This is a genomic window from Kitasatospora sp. NPDC058478, assembly GCF_042720345.1.
Lineage (GTDB): Bacteria > Actinomycetota > Actinomycetes > Streptomycetales > Streptomycetaceae > Kitasatospora.
In genome coordinates this window covers 21,781-46,980 of sequence record NZ_JBHXML010000061.1, presented here as the reverse complement: position 1 = coordinate 46,980, position 25,200 = coordinate 21,781, and the positions used below count along the sequence as shown (strand labels likewise).

Annotated in this window: 19 protein-coding genes and 1 pseudogene; 7 read left to right on the top strand and 13 right to left on the bottom strand. The window is 72.4% G+C overall.

Translation table 11 applies throughout. The features are described from left to right. The first annotated feature begins 463 nt into the window (after positions 1–463). Positions 464–1,864 carry a protoporphyrinogen/coproporphyrinogen oxidase gene (locus tag ACFWPT_RS29590; RefSeq protein ID WP_380485482.1) on the top strand — a complete coding sequence of 467 codons (1,401 nt, stop codon included), beginning with the start codon at positions 464–466 and terminating at the stop codon, positions 1,862–1,864. Between the two features lie 225 nt (positions 1,865–2,089). On the opposite strand, the gene ACFWPT_RS29585 is transcribed toward ACFWPT_RS29590, so the two are convergent. Both ACFWPT_RS29585 and ACFWPT_RS29580 read right to left on the bottom strand, forming a co-directional pair. Further along, positions 2,090–2,500 (bottom strand): PPOX class F420-dependent oxidoreductase, encoded by a 411-nt coding sequence (locus ACFWPT_RS29585; RefSeq protein WP_363373882.1) that lies wholly within the window; start codon positions 2,498–2,500, stop codon positions 2,090–2,092. A gap of 34 nt (positions 2,501–2,534) precedes the next feature. Next, on the bottom strand, positions 2,535–3,206 hold the full coding sequence (locus ACFWPT_RS29580; protein ID WP_380485479.1) for a hypothetical protein: 672 nt from the start codon (positions 3,204–3,206) through the stop codon (positions 2,535–2,537). 210 nt (positions 3,207–3,416) lie between these two features. Between ACFWPT_RS29580 and ACFWPT_RS29575 the strand changes: the two are divergent. Beyond that, positions 3,417–3,515: pseudogene (locus ACFWPT_RS29575) on the top strand (oxidoreductase); the annotation flags it as partial. 215 nt (positions 3,516–3,730) lie between these two features. Further along, on the top strand, positions 3,731–5,281 hold the full coding sequence (locus ACFWPT_RS29570) for an alpha/beta hydrolase (protein WP_380485477.1): 1,551 nt from the start codon (positions 3,731–3,733) through the stop codon (positions 5,279–5,281). A gap of 234 nt (positions 5,282–5,515) precedes the next feature. Here the strand turns inward: ACFWPT_RS29570 and ACFWPT_RS29565 are convergent, their stop codons facing one another. The 7 genes from ACFWPT_RS29565 to ACFWPT_RS29535 form a co-directional block, all read right to left on the bottom strand. After that, positions 5,516–6,079 carry a hypothetical protein gene (locus ACFWPT_RS29565; RefSeq protein ID WP_380374434.1) on the bottom strand — a complete coding sequence of 188 codons (564 nt, stop codon included), beginning with the start codon at positions 6,077–6,079 and terminating at the stop codon, positions 5,516–5,518. A 323-nt stretch (positions 6,080–6,402) separates the two neighbouring features. After that, on the bottom strand, positions 6,403–8,148 hold the full coding sequence (locus tag ACFWPT_RS29560) for an amidohydrolase (protein ID WP_380485475.1): 1,746 nt from the start codon (positions 8,146–8,148) through the stop codon (positions 6,403–6,405). A 134-nt stretch (positions 8,149–8,282) separates the two neighbouring features. After that, positions 8,283–9,728, bottom strand: coding sequence for an NADP-dependent phosphogluconate dehydrogenase (gene gndA, locus ACFWPT_RS29555; protein WP_380374439.1), 1,446 nt, complete (start codon positions 9,726–9,728; stop codon positions 8,283–8,285). Between the two features lie 61 nt (positions 9,729–9,789). Continuing rightward, positions 9,790–10,053, bottom strand: coding sequence for a hypothetical protein (locus ACFWPT_RS29550; protein WP_363373866.1), 264 nt, complete (start codon positions 10,051–10,053; stop codon positions 9,790–9,792). A gap of 230 nt (positions 10,054–10,283) precedes the next feature. After that, positions 10,284–11,372, bottom strand: coding sequence for a hypothetical protein (locus tag ACFWPT_RS29545; RefSeq protein WP_380485473.1), 1,089 nt, complete (start codon positions 11,370–11,372; stop codon positions 10,284–10,286). Between the two features lie 46 nt (positions 11,373–11,418). After that, the gene (locus tag ACFWPT_RS29540) at positions 11,419–13,338 is read right to left on the bottom strand and encodes a DNA/RNA non-specific endonuclease (RefSeq protein ID WP_380485471.1); all 1,920 of its coding nucleotides are present in this window, start codon (positions 13,336–13,338) and stop codon (positions 11,419–11,421) included. After that, on the bottom strand, positions 13,335–13,979 hold the full coding sequence (locus tag ACFWPT_RS29535) for a sensor domain-containing protein (protein WP_380485469.1): 645 nt from the start codon (positions 13,977–13,979) through the stop codon (positions 13,335–13,337). Before ACFWPT_RS29535 ends, ACFWPT_RS29540 begins: the two co-directional genes overlap by 4 nt. 621 nt (positions 13,980–14,600) lie before the next feature. Here ACFWPT_RS29535 and ACFWPT_RS29530 point away from each other — a divergent pair. The 4 genes from ACFWPT_RS29530 to ACFWPT_RS29515 all read left to right on the top strand — a co-directional run bounded on the left by ACFWPT_RS29530 (position 14,601) and on the right by ACFWPT_RS29515 (position 20,078). Then, complete coding sequence (locus ACFWPT_RS29530) at positions 14,601–15,341, top strand: hypothetical protein (protein WP_380485467.1); 741 nt, start codon at positions 14,601–14,603, stop codon at positions 15,339–15,341. Between the two features lie 195 nt (positions 15,342–15,536). Beyond that, entirely contained in the window at positions 15,537–16,283 is a 747-nt protein-coding gene (locus tag ACFWPT_RS29525; RefSeq protein ID WP_380374454.1) for a tRNA-dependent cyclodipeptide synthase, read from the top strand. Between the two features lie 134 nt (positions 16,284–16,417). After that, entirely contained in the window at positions 16,418–18,574 is a 2,157-nt protein-coding gene (locus tag ACFWPT_RS29520) for a glycoside hydrolase (RefSeq protein ID WP_380485465.1), read from the top strand. A 202-nt stretch (positions 18,575–18,776) separates the two neighbouring features. Continuing rightward, positions 18,777–20,078, top strand: a complete 1,302-nt coding sequence (locus tag ACFWPT_RS29515) for a glycosyltransferase (protein ID WP_380485463.1) — start codon at positions 18,777–18,779, stop codon at positions 20,076–20,078. Between the two features lie 184 nt (positions 20,079–20,262). On the opposite strand, the gene ACFWPT_RS29510 is transcribed toward ACFWPT_RS29515, so the two are convergent. The 4 genes from ACFWPT_RS29510 to ACFWPT_RS29495 form a co-directional block, all read right to left on the bottom strand. Further along, positions 20,263–20,976, bottom strand: a complete 714-nt coding sequence (locus tag ACFWPT_RS29510; protein WP_380485461.1) for a YncE family protein — start codon at positions 20,974–20,976, stop codon at positions 20,263–20,265. A 132-nt stretch (positions 20,977–21,108) separates the two neighbouring features. Next, the gene (locus ACFWPT_RS29505) at positions 21,109–21,780 is read right to left on the bottom strand and encodes a hypothetical protein (RefSeq protein ID WP_380485459.1); all 672 of its coding nucleotides are present in this window, start codon (positions 21,778–21,780) and stop codon (positions 21,109–21,111) included. 48 nt (positions 21,781–21,828) lie between these two features. After that, positions 21,829–24,048 carry an MMPL family transporter gene (locus tag ACFWPT_RS29500; protein ID WP_380485457.1) on the bottom strand — a complete coding sequence of 740 codons (2,220 nt, stop codon included), beginning with the start codon at positions 24,046–24,048 and terminating at the stop codon, positions 21,829–21,831. Between the two features lie 125 nt (positions 24,049–24,173). After that, positions 24,174–25,103 carry a phytoene/squalene synthase family protein gene (locus ACFWPT_RS29495; protein WP_380374468.1) on the bottom strand — a complete coding sequence of 310 codons (930 nt, stop codon included), beginning with the start codon at positions 25,101–25,103 and terminating at the stop codon, positions 24,174–24,176. Positions 25,104–25,200 lie beyond the last annotated feature (97 nt).

Sequence of the window (25,200 nt, the reverse complement as noted above, 5' to 3'; positions counted from 1 at the left end):
GCGGGGTGGGCGAAGGCGAGGACTTCGTCCCCGTACGCCGGGAGTTCGCGTTCCGTCGGCGGTTCCTTCCGCATGCGGTACCTCCTTTTTCCTCGCCGATTGGATCAGCGCCGTTGCACCGCCCCCTGGCGACACGCCAGTCCGTTCGGTGCGGCGCACCGGATTTCATGCTTCGCTTCTCGCGGCTTCCTGTAGCTCCTCGCGGCTTCTCGCGGTTTCTCGCGCGGGAGACCGTGAACACGGCGACGGTGACGGCGGCGCACCGCCGCCGCCCTCGATTCGCATCGATCTCAACACCGGTGTCCACGGGTGTCAACGGGGCGTCAAGGTGCCGGCCGGGGCGGCGCGATGACCGCTTCGGCGGAGATCCGGTGGGGTTGACGGACAACTCCGCGCCGTCCCAGAGTGTTTCTGCCCGCGCGAAAAGAAACCCGGGGAACCGGGATGTCCGAGGAGGCGCCACATGGCCGAAAAGGCCCGTGAGGACCGCGTGATCGTGGTCGGATCCGGAATCGCGGGAACGGCCGCCGCTTTTCGGCTGCGCCAGGCCGGTTGCGACGTCACCCTGTTCGAAAAGGAAGGCCACGTCGGAGGGCGGATGTCCACCCGCGAAGTGCCGGTCGGAGACGTCCGATATCGCGTCGATCGCGGCGCGAGCTGGCTTTCCCGGAATTACGCGCCCATGATCCGGCTGTTGGAGGACGCGGGGCTCGCCACGCGCATGCTCCCGTGTTCGGACGAGCTGGGCGTGCTGCGCGACGGCCGGGTGCACCGGCTCTCCCTCGTCCAGGCCTCGGGGCTCCTGCGGACCGGACTGCTCGGGTGGCGCGCCAAGTTCAAGGCGCTGAACCTGCTGCGCGACCTGGCGGCCGCCCGCCGCCGGCTGCGCTGGGAGGACATGTCCGGCGCCGCCGGGATCGACGGGGAGAGCGCCCGGGAGCACGCCCTGCGCAGGCTCGACCGGGAGCTCCTGGACTACCTGATCGAGCCCCTGTGCGGCACCCAGTTCCTCGTACCCGCCGAGGAGGTCGCCGCCGTCGGCGCCTTCTGCATCATGTGGGGCACGTTCGGAGCCGCGAGCTTCACCTTCGACGGCGGCGTCGGGAGCCTCCCCGAACACCTCCTCGACACCCCCGTGATGCGCGCCCCTGGCACCCGCGTCGAACTGGGCGCCCACGTGACCGAGGTCCGCCGGGACGGGGACGGGGACGGGGACGGGGCCGGGGTTGCGGTGGTGTGGGAGCGGGACGGCGAGGTCCGGACGGAGCGGGCCCGCGCCTGCGTCGTGGCCGTACCCGCCCCGGTCGCGGCCCGGATCGTCACCACCCTCGACGACGACCAGCGCCGCTACCTCGACGGGGTCCGGTACACCAGCGACGTCCACGTCACCTTCGGGCTGCGCCGGCCTCCCGCCGAGACGGCCCTGGGCGTCGCCGTGCCGCGCCGGGAGCACCCGGACCTGTGCGTCGCGCTGTACGAGCACAACCTCGGCCCCGGCCGGGCCCCCGCCGGCCGTGGCCTGGTCACCCTGATCTTCCGGCACGACTGGAACGCCGCCCGGATGGCCCTCGACGACGACACGGTGATCGCCGACGCCCGCGCGGCCCTGGGCGAGGTGATGCCGGACCTGGCCGCCCACATCGACGACCACCGGGAGATGGCCGTCGTCCAGCGCTGGGAGAACGCGGTCCTCGCCCGCCCGGCCGGCGGATACCGGGACCTCGCCGCCTTCACCGCGAGCCTGGATCCGGCCTCCCCCGTCCAACTGGCCGGGGACCACTTCGCCTACAGCACCACCAACGCCGCGCTCGCCACCGGCGAATGCGCCGCGCGCCGGATCCTGGACCTGCCCCTCGCGACCTGAGGCGATGACATCCGCCACCGCCGGCGGCTGGTCGCGTTGTACGGCCGGCTTCTTCACACGTATGACAGTCACGTGACCGCATGGGCGAGGCACGTGACTGTCATACGCGAGGCCGGTGGACACACGTACGCGTTCCTGAGCGCCGAACGAGGAGGAGCCCGGGATCGGGGGCACCACGTACGCCGTCCACGCGGACCGCATCCACGACGAACTCCGCCACCCTCGTCACCCGGTGTCGCGGGCGGCGGACCCCCGTTCCTCCAGGTTCCAGGTGATGACCCTGCGGGGGTGGACGCGGACGATGTCCCGGCTGAAGCGGTCGGGCGCCACCGGCGGCACGTCGACGGTCAGCACCTCGGCCCGGCCCCGGATCTCGACCCCGCGCCCCCACCCGCCCGCGACCGGGTCATCGGCCGGAGCCAGGTCGTCGACCAGGACGGAGACCTCGGGGCGGGCCTGCGCGTTGCGGTACTTCTGGCTGCGGGCCATGGCGGGCCCGCCGATGTCGATGGTCCCGTCGTCGTTGAGCCTGAAGCCCACCGGGCGGATCTGCGGGCGGCCGTCGGGGCCGATGGTGGCAAGTCGGGCCAGTGGCTGGGCGAGCAGGTACTCGCGCTCCCTCTCGGTGAAGATCATGCGGACGACCCTAGGAGCTCAAGGGCGGTTGAGGTCAAGGTCGTTGAGCGCCCTCCTGCGCCGCGAGCGCGTGCCGGCCGGACTCGGCGAGGGTGTACAGCACGGACCGCTGCTGCTTGTGGCGCTGGATGCTCCCCTTGGCCACGAGCGACTCCAGGGTGTTGCGCACGACCTGCGCGGTGGGGGTGCGGTCCGGGTGCTTCACCAGCAGTTCGTCCCGCAGCTCCTTCGCCAGGCGCGGTTCGTCGTGACCGCTGAGCAGGGACAACAGGAGCTCTCCGAGCAGGGGTTGCCGCGACTTCCCCGCCGCGGCGGCCCGTGCCGGCTTCCCCGCCTGCACCGTCCGCGCCGTGTTCCCGGCCTTCGCGGGCTTCGCGGGCTTCGCGGGCTTCGCCGTCTTCTCCGTCCGTGCCGAACGAGCCGAACGCGGCGAAGGTGTGCGGGCGGGGGCCGCAGCGGACGCCCGGCGTCGCTTCGCCCCGGTGAGCACGGGCTCGTCCTGTGCCTGCTGGGGCAGGGGCGAGGGTTCCGACAGGCCCTCGTGCCGTTCGGCGAGCTGGAGGATGTCGACCAGGAGGGCTTCCTCCTGCTTCAGCATCCTGACCTCCTCGGCCAGTTCCTGCTGACGCCGACGGTTCTCTTCCAGATCCGATGCGGCCTGATCGACGAGCCGCGTACGGAGCGTGCTGGCTGGTTGGCTGGTCACAACCGTTCACTCCTTAGTAATGGATGACGTTGCGCATGGTACTCACGCTGGAGCTTCCGTGTAGGAGGGTGCAGGCGGTGGACGGCATTCCCTGGGGTCGTGCAGTACCATTCCCGACGCCCGGGCGAGCAGCACGCCGACAGGGCGAGGCGGCGTCGACAGGACATCACACAATCGACAACCACCATCCGCAACCGCCGCGACGGGTGGATCACCCTGGCCTGGCTGCTGCGGCGGTCGCCGAACATCCTGCTGATCCGCGGCACCTCGTCCGTGGCACACCTGCGAGAGAACGTCGCAGGCTGCGGGCCGAGGAGTCCGCAGCGCGAGCGCCGGCCGGCGGCCGACAGGTCGTCGACCCTGACCGACGGCCGGCGGGAGGTGGGACTCTGGCCTTACGTCAGCCCGTCGGCGTACGCCGCAAGTCTGATCATGAACCCATCCCTGCGCCGTACGGGGGACGAGTGCGCCTGAACGGAGACTGGAGGCGATCCGAGAACACCGATTCTGCACAGAGGACGGGCATGGCGCTGCGAGACGGACGAACGATCTCCCTGTTGACGGTCGGCGCGGTGACGACCGTGATCGCGGCGCTCACTCCGGTGACGGCGTTCGCGGCGGGCGGGGACCCGCTCCAGCAGTACGCGCAGCAGGAGCTCCGTTGGGAGCGCTGCGACGCGGGCGGGCCGGCGGGGTTCGAGTGCGCGAAGGTCAAGGTGCCTCTGGACTACGGCAACCCCGGGGGCCGGAGGATCGACCTCGCGATATCGCGGATCAAGGCGGGCAGCGCGAAGCAGCGGCACGGAGTGCTGCTGATGAATCCCGGTGGCCCGGGCTTCCCGGGGCTGGGCCTGCCCGTGGAGATGCAGCCGCTGCTGTCGGCGCAGGTGCGGGAGCGGTTCGACCTGGTCGGCTTCGACCCGCGCGGGGTCGGGCAGAGCTCGCCGGTCGGCTGCGGCCTGACGCCCGACGAGCAGGTCTACCAACACCCCTACGCAGAAGGGAAGTTCGCCGAGGACGTGGCCCGGGCCCGGACGGTGGCCGACAAGTGCCGGGCCAAGGCGGGGAACACGCTGGCGCACATCACCACCCGCAACACGGCCCGGGACATGGACGTCGTCCGGGCGGTGCTGGGGGAACAGAAGATCTCCTACTTCGGGTACTCGTACGGCACCTACCTGGGCGCCGTCTACACACAGATGTTCCCCCGGCGCGCGGACCGGTTCGTGCTCGACAGCGCGCTCGATCCGGCGCTCGCGTGGCAGGGGATGTTCCGGGGGTGGTCGGCGGGGGCCGAACTCGCCTTCACCCGGTGGACCGAGTGGGCCGCCGCCCGCAACACCGCGTACGGGCTGGGCGCGACTGCGGCGGAGGTCCGGAAGGCGTACTGGGACCTGATCGCCCACGCCGACCGCACGCCCGTTCCGGTGGAGGGCGGGGCGCTCAGCGGCGACGCCATCCGGTCCAGGTACGCCGAGTTCGTCCGCGTCGAGGCCGTCACGCCCTGGATCGTCGCGCTCAAGGCCGCAGCCGCGGGCGGGCCGGCCGCTTCGGCCGCTTCGGCCGGGGCGACCGGCGCGGCGGTGTCCGACGCCGCCCCGGTCCGGTCCACCGACGAGGGCGCGGGCGCGCGGGCCGCCGACGCGGTCGACCCGGAGAACAACCGGGCCGCCGTCGTGTGGGCCGTCTTCTGCGGCGACACCCGCGACTGGCCGCGCGACCCCGAGCAGTACCGCCGGGACGCGATCCGGGACAAGGCCCGCTACCCGCTGGCCGGCGACCTGGGCGCCAACATCCAGCCGTGCGCGTTCTGGAAGCGGGCGCCCGGCGAGCCGGCCACCGTGGTGAACAACGACGTCAACGCGCTGATCGTGCAGAACCAGTGGGACCCGCAGGCGACATTGGCCATGGCACAGGGCATGCGGCGGGCGCTGCACGGTGCACGGATGATCACGGTGGCCGGCGGCGAGGGCCACGGTGTGGTGGTGGCCGGCCCGTCCTGCGCGAGCGCCGACGTCAACCGCTACCTGACCACCGGTCGACTGCCCGCCAAGGACCTGACCTGCGGCAACTAGCCCCACGGCACCGTCGAAGCCCCCACCCCGCCGATCTGCGCGAGTTCTGAGTCGTTCGGCGTGCTCATGGATCACTACGCGCGCGTCGTGCGGTCCTTCGGCACCCCGCCCGTGATCATCGGCCACCCGGTCGGCGGGCTCGTCGCCCAGCACCTCCTGGGCACCGGCCCGTGCCCCTGCCGCCGTTCGGGCGGCGGGGGCACGGGCCGGTCGCGTGACCGTCCGGGGTGGGGGTCAGCTCGGGAAGGGCCAGGTCGGGCACCACGGCCAGGTGACCTGGCCCGGGTAGGGCGGGCCCCACGGCGGGCACTTGGGCAGGGTCGGCGCCGACTGGGCGCTGGTCCACAGGATCTTGCCGTTCAGCTGGACGGCGATCGCACCCTCGTTGTAGACGGCCAGCTCGGCGCCGGGGTTGCCGCCGGTGTTGCTGGCCCACAGCGCGGTGTTGGCGGCGGAGTACACGACGAGGTTGCCGTCGCCCTGCATGACCAGGATGTTGCCGTCGGGGATGGCGCCCTTGGCGACCCAGATCGGGGTGGTGTCGCGGTACAGGACGACGTTGCCGTCGCCCTGCATGGCCAGCATGATGTGGCCGTTCGGCGAGTACCAGGCCTGGTTGCGGTTCAGCAGGCTGTTCATCGGGATGTGGGTGGGCTCGGACAGCGCGGCGGCCACGGCGGCCGGAGCCGAGGCGGGGGCGGCGGCCTGGGCGGCGTCGGCGGTACCCGTGGTGAGGGCGCCGAACCCGATCGTGGCGAGGGCGGCCAGGGCGGCGACCCGGGAGCGGAGTCTGGACATGGGTGGGCTCGAAGTCCTTCCGGGGAAAGCGGAGTTGACGAAGTAGCGGGAGGGTTTCCTGTGGCGCCCGTCCCGCTGCGTCCGGCGCCGCACCGAACGTTAGGTCCGCGGCGCGCCGCCGATCGGCAGATCCACCGGCAGCTTCCGGCCCGCCCGCCCGCTCACCGCCTTCGACCCGCAGGACGCTCCCGGGGTCTACGAGGTGCTCTACGGCGGCAACCACCTGGACGAGAGCGAGCTGGACCCGCGCGGGGCGCTCAGAACGTCCCGCCGTCCAACTGGAGGGTGGGGATCTCGGAGCTTCCCGGCCCGGCCCCGGACGCTCAGCAGCAGCCCCACTGCGGGGTGGGCGCGGTGGCCGGGATCGCGGAGGCCCGGGCGGCGGGTGCCGGCGGGTGGATGGTCGTTCCCGCCTTGATCGTCTCGACGACCTCGATGTCGCGGATCGCCTCCGGGTCGACCGTCAGCGGATTGGCGCTGAGGATCACCAGGTCCGCGAGCTTGCCGACCTCGATGCTGCCCTTGCGGTCCTGCTCGCCGTACTGGTGGGCGGCGTTGAGGGTGATCGCGCGGACCGCCTCCAGGGCCGACACCCGCTGCTCCGGCCCGAGGACGACCCCGTCGGTTCGGGTGCGCCGGGTCACCTGGCTGGACAGCACGGCGATCGAGTCGGGCAACGCCACCGGCGCGTCGTGGTGCGAGGTGTAGCGCAGGCCGCGGTCGAGCGCCCAGCGGGCGGGGGAGATGGTGGCCGCCCGCTCCTCGCCGAGGACGGTCCTGCGGTACCAGTCGCCCCAGTAGTAGGTGTGCATGGAGAAGAAGGACGGCACGATCCCCAGCCGGGCGAACGCCTTGACCTGGTCCTCGCGGGCGGTCTGCGCGTGGATGGCCACGGTCGGCCGCCGGCCCGGCCCGGCCGCCTCGACCGCCCGGAGGAACTGGTCGATCGCCGCGTCGCCGTTGACGTGCGCCAGCACCTGCCAGCCCCGCTCGACCGCCGTGCTGACCTGCTTGGCCACCACCGCGTCGTCCGGCTCCGCCGGGTACCCGCAGTAGTCCTCGGGCTGCCCGGCCGGCGGCGTCAGGTACGGCGCGGTGAGCCACGCCGTGCGGCCCTGCGGCGAACCGTCCAGCACCAGCTTCACCCCGGCCGCGCGGACGCCGTCCAGGTACTCGTCGCTCACCCCGATCGGGTCGTCCAGCGCGGAGGAGATGACCTCCCCGGCCTTCACGTACGCGACCACGTCGACCGCGAACGGCACGGCGGCGGCCGTGTCCCGCAGCGCCTTGAGGTTGGCGAGGGTGGTGCCGCCCTCCTGGACGGTGGTGAAGCCGAAGCTCGCCGCCGTGGCCGCGCCGGTGATGAACAGCATCAGCTGCGCCCGTTCGGGCAGCCCCGCGAGCGCCAGGTCCGAGGCCGGGGTGAACGCCTTCTCCTCCAGGACCCCGTCGGGCTCGCCGTGCGCGGGCGGGACGGCGAGTTCGCGCCGCCGGATCACGCCGCCCTCGGGGTCGGGCGTGGCGGCCGAGTAGCGGAGCCGTTCCAGGCCGAGGCTGTTCACCGCGCCGAGGTGGAAGGACTGGTGGATGGCGAGCACCGGGCGGTCCGTGGACACCTCGTCGAGGTCCTCGCGGGTGGGGTGGCGGCCCTCGGCGAGCATCGCGTCGTCGTACCCGAACCCGACGATCCACTCGGAGTCCGCGCCCACCGTGCTCCCGGCCCAGGCGCGCAGCTTGTCCTTCAGCGAGTCGAGCCCGGTGACGTCGCCGTCCGGTGCGGCCAGCAGGTTGGCGATGGTGGCCTGGAGGCCGATGCCGCCGAGGTGCCCGTGCGCGTCGACGAACCCGGGCAGCAGGGCGCGGCCCTCAAGGTCCCGTACGACGGTGTGCGGGCCGCTCCACTGGTCCAGCGCCTCCTGCCGGGGGCCGACGAAGACGATCGTGCCGTCCTTGACGGCCACGGCCTCGGGGGGCCGGGCGCCACTTTCGCTGCTCTCGGTACTCCCGGCGCTCTCGGCGACGGTGACGATCTCGCCGCCGTGGAGGATGAGGTCGGCCTGCTGGGCCATGCGGGTCTCCTGGAGGTAGGGGTTTGCGCCACGCTCCTACCCGTGGTGACCGCGGAATCACCTTCTGTGGCGCCGGTCTGTCCGTATGTCGCTCCCGCACGGTGGTTGCGGGTGCCTGAGGTGTCTCAGGTGTCTCAGCGCTGTTCCTCCGGGCGCCTCTCCAGCTCCCAACGGGTGTGGAAGGTCCCGTCCCGGTCGACACGGTGGTAGGTGTGCGCGCCGAAGAAGTCCCGCTGGCCCTGCACCAGCGCGGCCGGGAGGCGTTCCGCCCGCAGGCCGTCGTAGTAGGCGAGCGCGGTCGCGAAGCCGGGGGCGGGCACCCCCAGTTGGGCCGCCGTCGAGACGACCCGTCGCCAGGCCGACTGCGCGGAGCCGAGCGCCTCCCGGAAGTGCGCGTCGGTCAGCAGGGTGGGGCGCTCCCGGTCGGCCTCGTACGCGGCCCTGATCCGGTCCAGGAACCGGGCCCTGATGATGCAGCCGCCGCGCCAGATCGCGGCCATCTCACCGGGGTCGATCTGCCAGGAGTACTCCGCGCTGCCGGCCTGGATCTGGTTGAAGCCCTGGGCGTAGGCCACCATCTTGGAGGCGTACAGCGCCTGCTCGACGTCGTCGGCGAACCGGTCCGACGCCGCGCTGTCGAGCCAGGTCTCGGTGGGGCCGGGCAGCCCCCGGCCGGCCTGCCGGAGCGGCACGCTGCCGGACAGCGCCCGGGCGAAGACGGCCTCGGCGATCCCGCTGACGGGCACGCCGAGCTCCAGCGCGCTCTGGACGGTCCAGCGGCCGGTGCCCTTCTGCTCGGCCTGGTCCAGCACGACGTCGACGAAGGGCTTCCCGGTCGCCGCATCGGTGTGGGCGAGGATCTCGGCGGTGATCTCGATCAGGTAGGACTCCAGGCGTCCGCCGTTCCAGGTCCGGAAGACCTCGGCGATCGCGTCGGGTTGCAGTCCGGCTCCGTGCCGCAGCAGGTCGTACGCCTCGGCGATGAGCTGCATGTCGGCGTACTCGATGCCGTTGTGGACCATCTTGACGAAGTGGCCGGCGCCGTCCGGCCCGACGTGGGTGCAGCAGGGCTTGCCGTCGACCTTGGCCGCGATGTCCTCCAGCAGCGGTCCCAGGACCCGGTAGGCCTCCGGGGTGCCGCCGGGCATGATGCTCGGCCCCTCCAGGGCGCCCTGCTCACCGCCGGAGATGCCGCTGCCCACGAAGTGCAGGCCGCGTCCGCGCAGGGCCGCCTCCCGCCTCCTGGTGTCGAGGAAGTGCGCGTTCCCGCCGTCCACCACCACGTCGCCCTCGTCGAGCAGCGGCACCAGCTCGTCGATGACCGCGTCGGTCGGCGCCCCGGCCTTGACCATGATCACGATCAGGCGGGGGCGTTCCAGGGCCGCGACGAACTTCTCCGTGGTCTCGGCGGCCACGAACTCGCCCTCGTGCCCGAACTCCTCCAGCAGCGCCGTGGTCCGCGCCTGCGTGCGGTTGTGCACGGCCACCCGATAGCCGTGGCGGGCGAAGTTCCTGGCCAGGTTGCGGCCCATCACGGCCAATCCGGTGACGCCGATCCGGGCCGGTGCCTGCTCGGTCATGGTGGGAATCTCCAAGGGGGTCTCGGGGGCACAGGTGCTCGGGTGCTTGGGGCTGTCGGGACTACTCAGCGGAGAGCGCGAGGATCTCGTCCTCGGGAAGCTCGACGTACTCCTCGCCCTCCACCCGGATCTCCGATCCGGAGAGCCTGTTGAAGAGGATCTTCTCGCCGACCTTGACGTCCACCGGGTGCGGCTTGCCGCTCCCCAACTGCCGGCCGGGCCCCACCGCCACCACCTCGCCCGTCCACGTCTCCGGGTCCTGCGGGGTCGAAACCCCGATCGGCTTGACGATCAGATGATCGTGCTTCGGGTGGAAGTCGGGCATGGCATGGTCCTCTCACGTAGCCGCCTGCGGCGCAGCCGGGGCCGCCCCCACACCCCGATTCTGCCGATCCGCGTCCGGGACCGCCCCACCAGCCGCTCGACGTTCACGCACCGGCGCGGCCGCCTCCCGCCGCCCGTCGCCCGCGGTGGGGCGGCCGAGTTGCCGGGCCCGGCATACTCCGTTCGGGTAACGGGGCGTCGGCCCGGGCGCAGCACGGCGGCTCCGGTCGGCTACTGCAGCAGTGCGGCGTGCGGGTGCTCCGGGGCCGCCGGGCACGCGTAGATCTGCTGGTTGTACCCGTCGCCGACGGTGATCATGGTCGGTGCCGCCGGGTCGGGGCGGACGGCGTCCCGGGTCGCACCGTCCCGGGTCGCGCCGGCCCGGTCCTCGTACGGGATCCAGCTGCGGACGTCCGCGCGCCACTCCTTCGTGGCGATGGTCAGCATCGGGTCCATCCGGCAACCGCAGGCGCGGCAGTACTGCGGAGCGGGATCGGTGAAGCTCCAGGGAGCCCAGCCGCCGGCCTTCCAACCGGGGGCGACGGACAACTCCCAGTCGTAGTACCCGTCCTCCGCCCCGTCGTAGGCGCTGCCCGGCTTGGCACCGGTCTTCCGCCGGGCGCTCCACGCCCGGACCTGCGCGCGCAGGTCCGGGTCGAGCTCCACCGCCAGGGGGTACTCGGTGACCTGCTCGGGGGAGACCAGGCACGGCTGCGGCAGGTAGTCCTCGTACTGGATCGCGGGCGGCTGCGGAGGCGCGGTGAGGACCTCGCCGACCGCGGTGGCGGACCGCCAGAACAGCTCGGTCCTCGGCATGCTCTCCCAGGAGTAGTCGAATGGGTGCTCGAATGGGTGGTCGAAGGGATGGTCGAAGGGACACCACAGAACCTGGAGCAGGTCCGCGCCTTCGGGCGGACGCAGGTCGGGCACCTCGCGGACGTACAGCTGGGCCACGGCCAGCATCGCGACCGGCCCCTGCGGGCACGGGCGGCCGGCGCCGGCCCGATCCAGCACGGCGCGCTCCTGCGGGGTGTAGGAGCGGCCGCCCCCTGGCCGGCTCCGGGCGGCCGCCCGGATCTCGCGCAACAGCCGGACATCCGCCGGGGAGGTCGCCGGCAGCACGGCCGGCACCCGGTGCGTGCCCTCGCAGTGCGGCCACGGCTCGGCGGCGGGCCACAGCAGCGGACCTCCGACCGAGCTCTCCCGCAGGGACGGCGATCCGGGCCGCGGGTGCAGCCGGGTCGCCGTCCGGGCCAGCGGGGCCAGCCGTGGGAAGGCCGCCACGATGTCATCCGGCCTCGGCGGGGTGGTGCGGGTCATGCCGGCCTCCAAGCCGTACCGGTCCCGGGTCCCCGGTTGCCCGGTCTCAGTTCCCCAGACCGGGCCCGCCGTCCCAGGGGACGTTCAGGAGGGTCTGCTCGTTGAAGACGGGCCATGACGCGCCGTCGGGCAGCTGGACCGTCGCACTCATGCTCGCGCCCCACGGGATGGTGCTGCTGTCGTCCCGGTAGAGGGGCGTCACCACGTAGTACACGGCGGCGTCCCCGTCCGCGGACAGCGCGTTCACCTCCTTCTGGACCCTGGCCTCGAACATCCTCATGCTGATCCCCTTGATGTTCATCCCGAGCTGGTAGCACGGGACGAGGTTGATCCAGTCCTCCTTGTGACTGCCCCTTCCCCCGAGGACGTTGGCGATCAGATGGCAGCGGGCGAGGCCGCCACCGGGAGACTGCGCGTTCGCGTCCTCCCAGCCCGTGATGTCGCCGTCGGCCTCGTCCCCCTTGACCAGGGGGTTCGTCAGGCAGGCCTCCGCCTTGCCGGCCCTGGTGGCCGGCGCGGGGGCCCGGGAACCGGAGGGGCTCGGGCCCGCGGTCCGGTTGCGACTGGGCACGGGCTGCTCGGTGTTGAGGATCCATCCGCCGCCGCTCGCCCTCCCCCGGGGCCGGGTCAGGCAGGCGGCCTTGCCGGAAGGAGAGGGCGACGGGCTCCCGGGGCCGGTCGCCGGGGGCTCCGGCGCCGGCTGGACGGACTTGATCTCGTCGATGACGAGCTTCACGCCGGCCTTGTACGCGACGAGCCGGCCGCGGCGGTCCATGGCGGTTCTGAAGACCTCCAGGGCGGGGGCCGTGGCAGCCCCCGGCATCTGCACCTGGAGGGCCGTGTAGGTCCCGTCGGGTTTGCGGACCAGCCCGTCGTAGGCGATGGACGGGCTGCCGAGCTGCGCTGCCTGTGCGGCGGGAAGCTGCCCGACGGCTTCGGGCAGCAGGTACGCCGTGCCCGGGCGCATGTCGACGGTGCTGCCGGCCTGTTTCGCGTAGGCCTTCAGGGCGGAGGTGCGCGGCTGCTGGTACGGGCTGTCGGCGGTGCCGGCGGTGTCAGCGGTGTCGGCAGTGTCGACGGTGTCGGCCCCCCGCCTCCGGCTCTGGGATTTGCTCTGGCTCTGACTTTGGCTCTGACTCTGGTTCTGGGACGGGGCGTGAGCGCGGTGCTGCGGAGGGGCGGCCGCGTCACCGCCCTGGTCCATCGCCGCCGCCGGGTCCGGTGGATTGTCGGCGAGGCTCTGGGTGGCCTGGGCCATCTGCTGGAGCAACTGCTGGGCCCGGGGCTGGAGCTGCTGCTCCTTGGCCTGGAGCGCCTTGGCCTTCGCCTCCTGGGCCTTGGCGGCGGTGGCGAGTTGGGACTGCCTGGAACTGAGCTTGGACTCCTCCTGCCCGAGCTGGGACTGCTCGCTCTCAAGGCTGCCCTTCTCGGCCTGGAGCTGGGCCTGTTCGGCCCTCAGTTCGCTCGCCTCGGCGTCGTACGCGCTGGACGCGGCGGCCTGCGCGGGCAGTTGGAAGGTGTGCGGCTTGTTGTTGTGGGCATCGATCCTGGAGGCCAGGGCCGCCGCGCGCGTTCCGAAGCTGCCGGCCTTCTGCTTCGCGGCAGCGGCCTTGCTCTCGAACGCCGCGGTGTCGTTGCGCAGGGCGGCGGCATCCTTGGTGATCTGCTCCGCCTCGGCGACCACGGCCTTGCCCTGTTGCGCGATCTCCGCTTCCTGCCGGTTGAAGTCCTCGATCTCCCGGATGAGGTCCGCCGAGGCGGCCGCGACGTCCCCGGACGGCACCAGGAGAGCGACGCCGCCCGACTGGGCCGCGACGGCCGCAGCGCCGGTGGCCGCGAACGCGGGCGCTCCCGCGCCGACGACCGGCACCAGCACGGCCGCCAGCACCAGGAGAACGACGCGCCGTATGGCCGTCCGTACGGTTCGCCGGCGGCGAGCGGCCGGCCCGTACGGGGACGCGGTCATCCGCTCACCTTCCCGGTGAGCTCGTCGGCGAGCTTCGCGGTGGTCGGCTGGCCGTCGCCCGCCTGGCAGACGGCGACCTGGACCAGACTCGTGCCCTTCACCCGCGCCTGGTGGTGGCAGGCCCACTGCGCGCCGCCGTCCTGTGCGCCGTCCTGCGCCGCCGTCCACGCCACGGCGACCTCGGTGGGAGGGTGGGCCGTGTAGGCCCACTTCGCGGTACGACCTGCCTGGTCGGTGACCGTCGAGGACGGGCACTTGGTGAGACCGTCGGTGAGCGCCTGGAAGGCCGCGCCGGTCTTCTCGCTGTCCGGGAACACGCCGATGACCTGGTTCACGGTGTAGGCGCCCGTGGCCCCTGCGTCCTGGTAGGTCGCCGACAGGAACGCGGTCCACGCCTGTCCGTAGACCGACTGGGTCGTCGGTCCCGCCGCGACGGCGCATTCCGACGGCGACACGGCGAGCGGGGCGTGCGGCCGGTCCGACTGCGGGCCGGCGACCAGCGTCGTCCCGGCCAGCCGGCTGACGCTGTCAGGGCTCACGAGGTCCGCTTGGACCGTACCCGCGGCCACGTGCGGCGGCAGGCTCGTCGGCTGCTGCGGCCAGAGCCACCACCCGATGCCGGCCAGGACGAGGCAGGGCACGACCGCGGCCACGATCAGCTGCCAGTGGCGCGGTACCCGAGCGAGCCGGGGCCTGACCGGGCCTGCCGTCGGCGCGTGCTGCGGAACCGGCGGCTGCGACTGAGGCTGCGACTGCGGCGACGGCGCCGCGCCGGATGCCGAAGGCGGCCCAGCAGGACGGGCCGCCCCAGCGCCTGACGGGCCACCACCGCCCGGGCCCGCCGGCGGCGGAATGATGTAGTCGGCGTCTTCGGCCACGCTGATCTCCCCCACGACACGCCGCCATCCGGGCGACTCAGGTTGCGTTCTGTAAACGAAGCCGGGACATACCGTCACTCATCCAGCGCAGCGGGGCAAGACCTTCCGGTCGGATTTGAGGACCGTCTGAGCATTTCGCCGAAACCACCAACTGCCAGTCAGTGATCCAGAGTTGGATCAACCCGCGTCGTGCCGCGCCGAGCCGACGGATCGGAACCCTCGGCGGCGAGGAGTCAGGACGCCCGGAGGACCACCGGGCTCCGAGGATCGCTCGGAGGTGAGGAGTCCGAGCCCCCGGAGCAGGCGGACAGCCTGCTTGTCCGTCCACGGACGGAGGGCAGCCGCCTGCTCCCGAGGCTGAGTGGGCCCGCTACGATGCGCCACGTGCTTCTCGCTGTTGACACGCATTCGCATGCGTACCAAATCGGACAGTCCATGGGGACGTGGGGTATACCCGCTCTGATCGCTGTCCTTCTCGCCTGGCGGTTCACCGGCACCTGGCGAAACCCCGTCGCCCGCACCCTCGAAGAGGCGCCCCGCGTCGCCGCGGTGCGGAGAAGGCGCAGGAGCGTCAGCATTGTGGCGACTCTCCTCCTCGTCGGCGCCGGGGTGATCGCAGTGGTCGTAGAGGTGGGTTCGGACTCCTCTTACGGCCCTGCGGCCCGGTCAGGCCCGGCCGGGCGCACCATCGACGCTCCGGCAACCGTCGCCGGCTACCACCTGATCACCGGTGAGGCCGCAGTCGGCCTGTCGGCCCGGGTGCCGGGCGCGACCCCCGAGCGCTACTGGTTCTATACGGACACGCCGGACGGCACCCGGCCGAGCCTCGTCTTCAACGCCTCCACTACGCAGTGGGATCCCAAGCTCGCCCGGGAAAACGCCACGCACTCCCTCTCCTGGGGCCTGACCAACTTCTGCGCGGGCGCGAAGATCGAAGACCCCCAGGACGTCGACGCCGGCCCGCTCGGCGGAGCCATGCAGTGCGGGCACCAGATCGGCAGAGGAGCTGTGGTGTGCCGCTGGGGCGACGCCTCGACGGTGGGCTCCGTCGCGGTCCTCGGCATCACGGACATTCACCAGGCCGCGGCGATCGCCCTGCAGTTCCGCAGCGCCGCCGAACACTGAACAGACTCGGGCGAGCACACACCGTCGGACTCATGAGGCCTCAAGCCATCGGGCTGATGGAGTCACGGTCCACTCCGGGCCCGGCCACCCTGCTGTGGGCGAGTTGAAGCAATTTGACGGTTGATCGGGCGAAACCTAACTTCGATCCCGTACCGATCATCGCTCACCCGTTCGATGGCCCGGAGGGGTTTTCGCGTGCCTCCTTACGAACAGACTTCTGTCGGCATATCAGGAATCTCCGAGAATCGGCCGAAAACCTCCTACAAGGCGAGTGTTGACTTGGTCTCCCCTCCGGCCCGGCGGGCCGGACTGGCGGATCGGGGCCAGTGCTTCCTCGGCGTCAGCCTGGAGAACGGCAACTTCGCTCCGGGAAAACTCGCCGCGATGCTCCGCTGGATAGCCGGGCGGTTCCCCCGCTGCACGGTGCTGGTCGGGGACAGCATCCACCGGATCACCCTGGCGTCCACCCAGGGACTGCCGGAGGACGAGGCGCTCTCCCGGGCGCTGGCCCTGGGCGACCGCTTCATCGCCGACACCCGGGCCCTGTTCGAGGCCGAACGCGAGCGGACCGAATTCACGTTCCTGCGCTGCTCCGAAGTGCAGCGGTGGGATTCCTACGCAAAGCACCATCGAAGCCTCGCCGACTACCGCCGGGCCGACCGGAACTTCCGGGAGTCCGTCGATGCGTTCGGGCGGCGCTTTCACGCCAGGTATTCCGGCCAACTCGCCGAGGCCGACCTGGAGAGGCGGGTCGAAATGTCCGCACAGTACTTTCTGGAGGAGTCCGCGATATTCGCGTGTCTTGCCCAGGAAGGCCTTTCCGTCATGGTCTACCCCGGTTCGTTCGGCACCCTTTCCGAGATCACCGACGGGAAGCACCCGGACGCACCGGAGGAACTGCGCCGGCTGACCGTCGTCTCGCTCGATCTGCGGAGGCGTTGACGGCGCCCCTCACCCCGCCGGGCGCTCTGCCGGACCGCCGGACCAGCACGTCCAAGCCCGGGTGCCGTCAGCATGACCGGTGGTCAATGGTCGCTTCTTAAGGACTTCTTAGGAGTCCTCCGTATCACTGTGTCATGCACACCGGTACTCATACGTCATCCCTTGCGGGCCCCGCCCGCCGGCACGTTCCGCGCGCCGTTCTCGTCCTCGCCGTGGCCACCGCGCTGGTGTCCGGAACCGTGGCGAGCGCCAGCGCCACCGGCAGCTCCGCCTCGCAGATGCGGGTGCGGGTCCGTGACGGGCGCGTCGACGTGCCGGTACGCGGCGGCACCGCCACCATCGACGCGGCCACGCTGCGGGCCGAGGCCCGGACCGAGGACGGGCGGGTGGTCCTGCTGTCCGCTCCGGCCGACCAGGGGCTGGGCAGGGCGAGCGACCCGGTCAGGACGGCGAGCGGCGCGGCCTGGTCGTACCCGGAGAAGGGTCTGCGGGCCGAAGTCCGCGCCGATCACGGCCGGTTGCTGGTCACCCTCACCGGGACCGCCCTCACCGGGACCGCCCCCACCGGGAGCGGCGGCGACACCTCGGTGCGGTGGCCGGTGACCGCCACCGACCCGGCCGCCGCCGAGGTCCAACTCCCGCGCGGCGAGGGGCTGTCCCTTCCCGTTGACGACCCGTTCTGGAACTCCTCCGACGGGGCGCTGGTCGGCGAGGAGCAGGAGCTGAGCTCGCAGCTGTCCATGCCGATGTGGGGCTACACGCTCCGCTCCGGCCGGACCGGCGTCAGCTACATCGTCCCCACCGACATCGGCACGTCGCTGACGTTCGCCTCCCAGGACGGGCGGCTGCGGGCCACGGCCGAGCACGGGTTCGCCGCCGGGAACGGCACCGGCACGTACACCGTGGCCTTCTCCCTCACCGACGGCTCCCCGGTGGCCCCGGCCGTGGACTACCGCAACTGGCTTGCGGAGCAAGGGCAGTTGGGCAGCCTGAGCGAGAAGATCAAGCAGAACCCGCAGACCGCGAAGCTGCTCGGCGCCTTCCACGCCTACGCCTGGGGCGGCGCCCGCCGGCCCGCCTACCTCGACCGGCTCAAGGAACTGGGCGTCTCCCGGCTCTGGCTCGGCTACGACTCCGACGACTCCCCGATGACGAGCGAGGACGTCAAGGCCGCCGAGGCCGCCGGCTACCTGGTCGGACCGTACGACTCCTTCGCCAACGGCCAGCAGAAGACGGACGATTCCTCCCCCAACTCCGTCTGGCCGGACGACGTCTACCCCCGGTTCTGCGTCCTCAGGGCCGACGGGACGCCGCAACCCGGCTTCCACAAGAAGGGCTGCTACCTCAGCTCGCAGGCGTTCGAGCAGGCCGAGCCGCAGCAGCACTACCTGGCGGACCGCACCCGCTCGCTGGTCGCCAACGGGGCCGACAGCTACTTCCTCGACGTGGACGCGGCGGGCGAGCTCTTCCGGGACTTCGACCCCGGCCACGCGATGACCATGGACGAGGACCGTGCCAACCGGCTCGCCCGGATGCGGCGCCTGACGGACGGCTCGTACGACGCGTCCACGGGCCGGCCCGCCCCGCTGGTCCTGGGCTCGGAGTCCGCAGGCTCCTGGGCCAACCAGGTGCTGGCCTTCGACCACGGCTCGGGCACCCCGGTGGACGGGCGGCTGTGGGCGATGGAGTCCGGGCACTTCGACAACGGGCCGCAGGACCCCAAGGACGACGGCGCCTGGGGCGGCTACGCTCCGGAACAGGCCGCCGCCACCTTCTTCAAGCCGGTGCGGACCACGGACTTCAAGCCCGAGCACCAGGCCAGGGTGGCCGCCGCCCTGAAGGCGATGTACGACCCGCGGTACCGGGTGCCGCTGTACGAGACGGCGCTGCACGGGTCGCTGGTCAACGTCGAACGCTGGGAACTGCCCTTCAGTAAACTGCCGGAGCAGAAGACCACGCGTGCGCTGCTGGCGATGCTCGACAACACCCCGCTCAACTTCGTGCTCAGCGACAAGGACCCGCGCGACGGGCAGAACCAGCGGGAACTGGCCGCCCTGCAGCAGTACTTCGCGCCGCTGCACCAGGCGGCCGGCACCCGGCAGCTGACCTCCTTCCGTTGGCTGACCGGCGACCACCTGGTGCAGCGGACCGTCTTCGGCGACGGCACGCTGACCGTCACCGCCAACTTCGGCAGCACCGTCCACGACGGCCTGCCGGGCGGCTGCGTGGACGCCACCGTGCGCGGACGCCCGGGCACCCAGCGGCTCTGCCCGGCCGACGTGGTCTCCTGACGACCTGACGACCTGACGATCCAGCGGGACGGGCGGCCTCGCCCGTCCCGCCTGGCCCCGCCGCCCCGCCGCCGGTGTCGGTGTCGGTGTCGGTGTCGGGTGGACGCGGCGTGGTGGGCTAGCCTGCGCTGTGGGCCGGGTGCACGGGGAGGACCACGGGGTGCGCACGGACCGGCCGAGGAACAACTATGGGGGGCTTCACATGTCCAGGATCATCACTGCCGCCATGCCCGCGCACGGGCACACCGCGCCGCTGCTGGCGATCACCGCAGACCTGGTGGCGCGCGGGCACGAGGTGGTCTTCCTCGGCGGGGCGCGGTTCGCCGGGGCCGCCGAGGAGACCGGGGCGCGCTTCGTCGCCCTGCCGCCGGAGGCGGATTTCGACGACCGCCGGATCAACGACTCCTTCCCGGGTCGGTCCGAACTGCCGCCCGGGCCGCAGCGGTTGGCCTTCGATGCCCGGAACATCTTCATCGACCCGGTGCCCGCGCAGTACCGGGCGCTGCGCGCGCTGCTGGCGGAGTTCCCGGCCACGGTCGTGCTCGGTGACTGCTTCTTCCACGGCGCGGTGGCTCTGGCGCTGGCCCATCCGCGCGGCGAGCGGCCGGCCGTGGTGGGCATCGGGGTGTCCCCGCCGATGCTGCAGAGTGTCGACACCGCGCCCTTCGGGCTTGCGCTGGCGCCCCAGGCGGGACCGGAAGGGCTGGCCCGCAACCGGGAGTTGAACGCCGAGGCGGCACTGCGCGGCGAGCCGCTGCGGCAGTACGCGGCCGAGGTCTTCGCCGGAGTCGGGGCCGAACTGCCGCCGGGGCCCCGGGCGAACGCCGCCGTCACCGGGCCCGACCACTACCTGCAGCTGACCGTCCCGGGGTTCGAGTACCCGCGCAGTGACGCGCCGGCCTCGCTGCGCTACATCGGCGCGCTGGCGCCGCAGAGCCGGATCGAGGTGGAACTGCCGCAGTGGTGGCCTGAGTTGGCCTCTAACCGTCCGGTCGTGGTGGTCACCCAGGGCACCTTGGCCAATGACGACCTGACCGAGCTGCTGGTCCCCGCGGTGCGGGCGCTGGCCGACCGTCCCGACCTGCTGGTGGTCGCGGCCACGGTCCGCCCGGACGGGCCCGAGCTGCTGGCGCAGGCGCTCGGCGGCCTGCCGGACAACGTGCGGGCCGCCGGCTACCTGCCGTTCGACCGGCTCCTGCCGCACGCCGACGTGTTGATCAGCAACGGCGGCTACGGCGGTGTCCACACCGCGCTGGCCTTCGGGGTGCCGCTGGTGGTCGCGGGCGGCAGCGAGGACAAGCCCGAGGTGGCCGCCCGGGTGGCCTGGCGCGGTGTCGGCATCGACCTGCGCACCGGGCGCCCGGGTGAACCGGAGCTGCGCGAGGCCGTCGACCGGGTCCTGGCCGACCCGGCCTACCGTGCCAACGCCGCCGACCTGGCCGCCGAACTCGCGGCCCACCAGCCGCTGACGGCGATCGCCGAACTGGTGGACTCGCTCGGCTGACCGCCGCTGGGCGCCGCCGGGTGCTGGCGCCGACCCGGCCGGGTCGGCGCCGCGCGTTCCGGAGGGAAGCCGGGGCCGACCTGCGGGGCCTGGCCGTGAGAAGGAACGCTGCCGGTGCCGTGGGCGATCTCGTCGTCCGGGCGGCCACCGCTCCCGATCGCGCGCGCGTTGGCGGGCTGGGGGCTCAGCGGATGCTGATGCCCACCATGGCTTCGCTCTTGGGGAAGCCGATCGGGTCGCAGGCGCTGATGGGCTTGCCGACGGGCTGGTCGGTCGCGGCGTCGAGGACCAGCACCGAGCCCGCGCGGGTCATGGGGACGTAGAGGTACTTGCCGTCCGGACTGACCACCGGGCGGCCGAGGTCGTCCTTGAGGTCGACCGGCTGCGTGACCTTGGCGCCGGTCTTGGTGTCGAAGGTGTCGATCAGGTGGCGGAACGTGTGGGTCAGGTAGAGCCGGTTGCCGTCCGGGCTGATGGCCAGCCGCATGTCCCCGGTACTGGCGAGCCCGCCGATCGGGGTGCCCACCGTCCAGGCGTTGAGGTCGATCCGGGTGATCTGGTTGCTGAAGCCGGCGGCGTAGAGGGTGCTGTCGTCGGGACTGATCGCCATCCCCCTGACCTTGCCGACCTTGAGCGGGTCCCCGGCCTGCTTGCCGGTCTTCACGTCGTAGCGGACGACCGTGTCGTCCACGAAGAGGAACACCACGGCGTACTTGCCGTCCCTGGTCACGGCGAGGTCCGTGCCGCGCTTGCCCGTGTGGATCGGTCCGCCGACCAGGCTGCGATCCTTGGTGTTGATCTTGAAGATGAGGCTGTTGTCGATGTCGTAGGTGTAGGCGATGGGGACGTCCGCCGCCTGGGCGGAGGTCTGCCGTCCCCAGGTCAGGGCTGCGACCACGGCCGCGGCGGTGAAGGCGGCGGTGATCAGAGTGGCGCGGCGCAGTCGTGGCCGGGAGCGGTGTGGCGGGGGGAGTCGTCGGCCGTGCTCTGGTCGGTCATGGGGGAGGCCTTTCCGGGTCGGGAGTGCGGATCACTTGGTGGTGGTCTTCGCGGTGGCGCTGCCGGTGCCGTGGGCGATCTCGTCGCCCGGCTCGAAGACGCTCACCCCGAACTTCTTGTTGAAGGTGTCGGCGGCGCCGGGCGTGACGTCGCATCCCACGTCGTCGGTCTGCGCGCTCGATCCGCTGACGGTGACGTCGGAGGAGCGGTCGGGGCAGGTGAGCAGGGGGACCTTCTTGCCGTCGAGCATCACGTCGACCTCGCCGGTGGCCAGGTTCTCGGTCATCTGGGTCACCTCCACCTGCTGGCCGGTGGTCCCGTTGTCCGCGCCGGCCTCGTCGGTGGGGGTGAAGACGACGTCGTCCTGGCAGCTGACGGTGCCGGTGAGGGAGCCGTCGGGCATCAGGTTCGCGGTGCCGCCGGCGCCGGAGCAGTGGGTCTCGTCGTCGACGAGCCCCGTGGTGTCCCCGCCCTTCTGGTTCTCCTGGATGCCGGCCTGGTCCAGCGTCAGGTTCGCGCGACCGGTGAGCTGGACGTCGGCCTGGCCGTTGGACAGTGCGACGTCCTGCTCGGCGGCGGCAGCCGCGGCGCGGGCCTGCGCCGAGGCGTGGGAGTCGAAGGTGCCGGGCGGTGCGGTCAGGCCGGCCACGGTGATCGCCACGGCGGCCGCGGAGAGGGCCAGCACATATCGACCGGTGCGCATGCTGTCTCCTGGTTCGAGGGAAGTGCGGGGCAATTGTCGTTCGCATACTTACAGGCCTTGCTTGGATGCGCCGTCATCCCTGCGCGACGCGCGGGTGCGGAACCGGATCGGAGGAGCCGGAAGCCACCAGTTCCATTCCCCCAGCAGGCGCATGACGGTGGGCACCAGCAGCAGGCGGACGACGGTGGCGTCGAGCGCGACGGCCACGGCGAGTGCGAAGCCGATCTCCTTGATCTCCAGCACCCGGTCGGCGAGCAGGCCGGCGAACAGCAGCACCATCACCAGCGCGGCGGTGGTGATCGGGCGCGCGGTGCGCTGCAGCCCCAGTGCCACGGCACGGGTGTTGTCACCGGTGGCCAGGTACTCCTCCCGGATCCGGCGCACCAGGAACACCTCGTAGTCCATGGACAGTCCGAACAGGACGGCGAAGACGATCACCGGCAGATACGCCTGCACGCTGCCCGTCGAGGTGAACCCGAGCACGCCCTGGGCCCAGCCGTGCTGGAACACCGCCACCGTCAGGCCGTAACTCGCCCCGGTGGCCAGGAGGTTCATCGCCACGGCCTTCAGTGGCAACAGCAGGCTGCGGAACACGAAGACCAGGTAGCACAGGGACAGCGCCAGCGCGGAGCCGATCACCCACCACACCGTCGCGGACACCTCCCGCGTGATGTCCAGCAGCAGCGCGCCGAACCCGCCGACCGCGACCGGGGTGCCCGACTGGCGCAGCGGCTCGGTCAACTCCCTGATGCGACGCACCAGTTCGACGCCCGCCGGAGAGTCCGGGGCGACGGCCGGGACGACGACCACCATGGTGAGGTCGCGGCCGTTGTCGACGGCCTGGACGACGGCCGCCTGCGGTTGCGCGCGCAAGGCATCCAGGAGCGCCGGCAGCTGGGGGGCGGGCCCGGCGGCGGTGTGCGGGACCATGACCGTCACCTGGCCCGCCGCTCCGGCGAGCGCGTCGCTCTCCAGGACCGCCAGAGCCGCGCCGGAGGGGGTGCCGGCCAGTGCGTGGCGTCCGAAGTCGACGCCCAGGCTCAGGCCCAGGGCCGGGGCCGCGGCAGCGCCGAGCAGGGCGAGGCCGACCAGCAGGTAGGGCACCGGACGCCGCATCAGGCGCCGCGCCCAGCGGGCCCACGGCTGCCCCTCCGCATCGCCGACGTCCTGGCGGGCCGGACGGTGGCCGGGCAGCGCGCCGCGCCCCAGCCAGGGGACGGCCCCGGCGAGGGCGGCGGGCAGCAGGGTCAGCGTCGCGGCCAGGACCACGGCCGTCACGGTGCAGGTCCCGGCGGTGAGGTCGCGGAAGACCCGGGAAGGCAGCAGCAGCATGCTCGTCGCGGCGGCCGCCACCACCGCGCCGGAGTAGCAGACCGTCCGGCCGCTGGTGGCCAGCGCCCGGCCGGCGGCCTGTTCCGGTGGGGCGCCGGCGGCGATCTCCTCCTGGAAGCGGACGACGACGAACAGCGCGTAGTCGATGCCGATGCCGAGCCCCACCACCGTCACCACGGTCACCAGCAGGGTGTCGGGACGCAGCGTCGGGTCGATCAGCCCCACCGCGGCGATCAGACCGAAGGTGAGCGCGATGGCGGCGCCGGCCAGCACCACCGGGACCAGGGCCGCGCCCACCGTGCCCAGGCCCAGCAGCAGCACCACCAGGGCCAGGATCACGGCGACGCCCTCGACATCGCGCAGATCGGCGAGTTCGACGGAGCGCAGGTCGTCGTTGACCGGCGTCCTGCCGACCAGGGCGGCGCTGACCGCGCCGTCGCTGAAGTGCTGCGCCACCCGCCCCACCTGGGCCTGCTGGGCGCCGATCCGCTCCTGGCGTCTGCTCTCGTCACCGCCGAGCCCGACCAAGGCGTAGGCGTTGTGAGGATCGTGGCGCAGCCGTGAGAGGGCGGCCATCAGCGCGCCGACATCGTCCGCGGGGGGCGAGGCGGCCGCCTGCTCGGCGGTCGGGAGCACGGCCACGGCCCGGACGCCGTGCTGGTGCCGCAGCGCGGCCGCGGTCCACGCGACCGTGTCGGCGTAACGGGGATCGGTGGCATCGAGCTGCTCGGAGTGGAACACCAGCAGGAGCTGCTCGGATCCCAGCAGCGGAAAGCCTCTGGCGGCCAACCCGTCCGCCCGCACCGACTCCGATCCGTCGACGCGGACGACAGGGGCGCGCAGCGAGTACAGGAAGTGCGGCAGCAGCCCGATCGACGCGGCGACCGCCAGCAGCCAGACACCGCAGACCAGCCCCCGCCGGCGCGCCGAGAACACGCCCAGCCGGTGCAGGAGGGGCGGACGCGACAGGGGGCCCGGCGCCTGCGGCGGCGAGGGTGCCGGTTGGGTGGGTACGGGTTGGGTGGGTGCGGGCTGGGTGGGGAGTGTGACCTCGTGGGCGCTCACGGGCGTGCCGGAACTGCGGCGCCGACCGGCGGGTGCAGCAGGCTGCGCACCAGGATCGCCGCGGTGCGTGGTGCCGTGGTCCAGTCCTTGGCGCCCACCGCCTGGTTGCCGCGACGCTCGACCCGGTCCAGGGGCGCGCGCAGCAACGCGGCTCCGGCCTGCCAGGCCGCACGGCTGGTCGGATGCACCAGGTCGAGGACGTCGAGGCCCTCCTCCCACAGCTCTCGTGCCCGTGAGACCTCGAAGCGCAGCAGCTCGCGCACCGCGGCACTGCTGTCCTCCGCGGCGAGGTCGTCGCGGGTCAGCCCGAAGCGCTCCAGGTCCTCCAGCGGCAGGTACAGCCGGCCCATCCGCAGGTCCTCGGCGATGTCGCACACGATGTCGGTGAACTGCGCGGCCTCCCCGAGCCGGGTCATCGCCTGCTCGGCGGCGGGTGAAGGATCCTCGAAGACGCGGAGCAGGATCCGGGCCGGGGCGCCGCCCACGGCCCGCAGATAGGGCCGGAGTTCGGCGAACGTCGGGTAGTGGGCGGGGGACAGGTCCATCCGCAGGCCGTCCACGTAGGCCATCAGGTCCTCGACGCGGATGCCACGGCTGTGCACCGTGTGTGTCAGCGCACGTGTGATCGGATCTCCCGTACCGCTGCTGCTGCCGTCACCGTCTTCGAGAGCTGCGGTGAGGTGTTCGGCCCACCGTTCGAACTCCTCGGCCCGGCCCGGCCGGTCACCCCCGTCCACCAGCTGATCGGCGTGCCGGCCGAACGCGTACGCCGCCCACAGGTGCGGGCGCACCGCCGGCGGCGCGCAGCAGCTCGCCGCCCAGTAGGTCCGCCCGTCCACCGAGATCAGCATCCGCCGGCAGAACTCGTAGGATTCCCGCAACGTGTGATCGGTGATGCCGGCCCGGTCCAGTGACCAGCGGTCCAAATACAACGGAACTCCTACGGCGAGTGGTCGGGCTCCCGCTCCGAGCCGGCGGCCGCACATCTCCTGAAGGGCCGTCCGGGCGTGGCTCCCCAGGTGG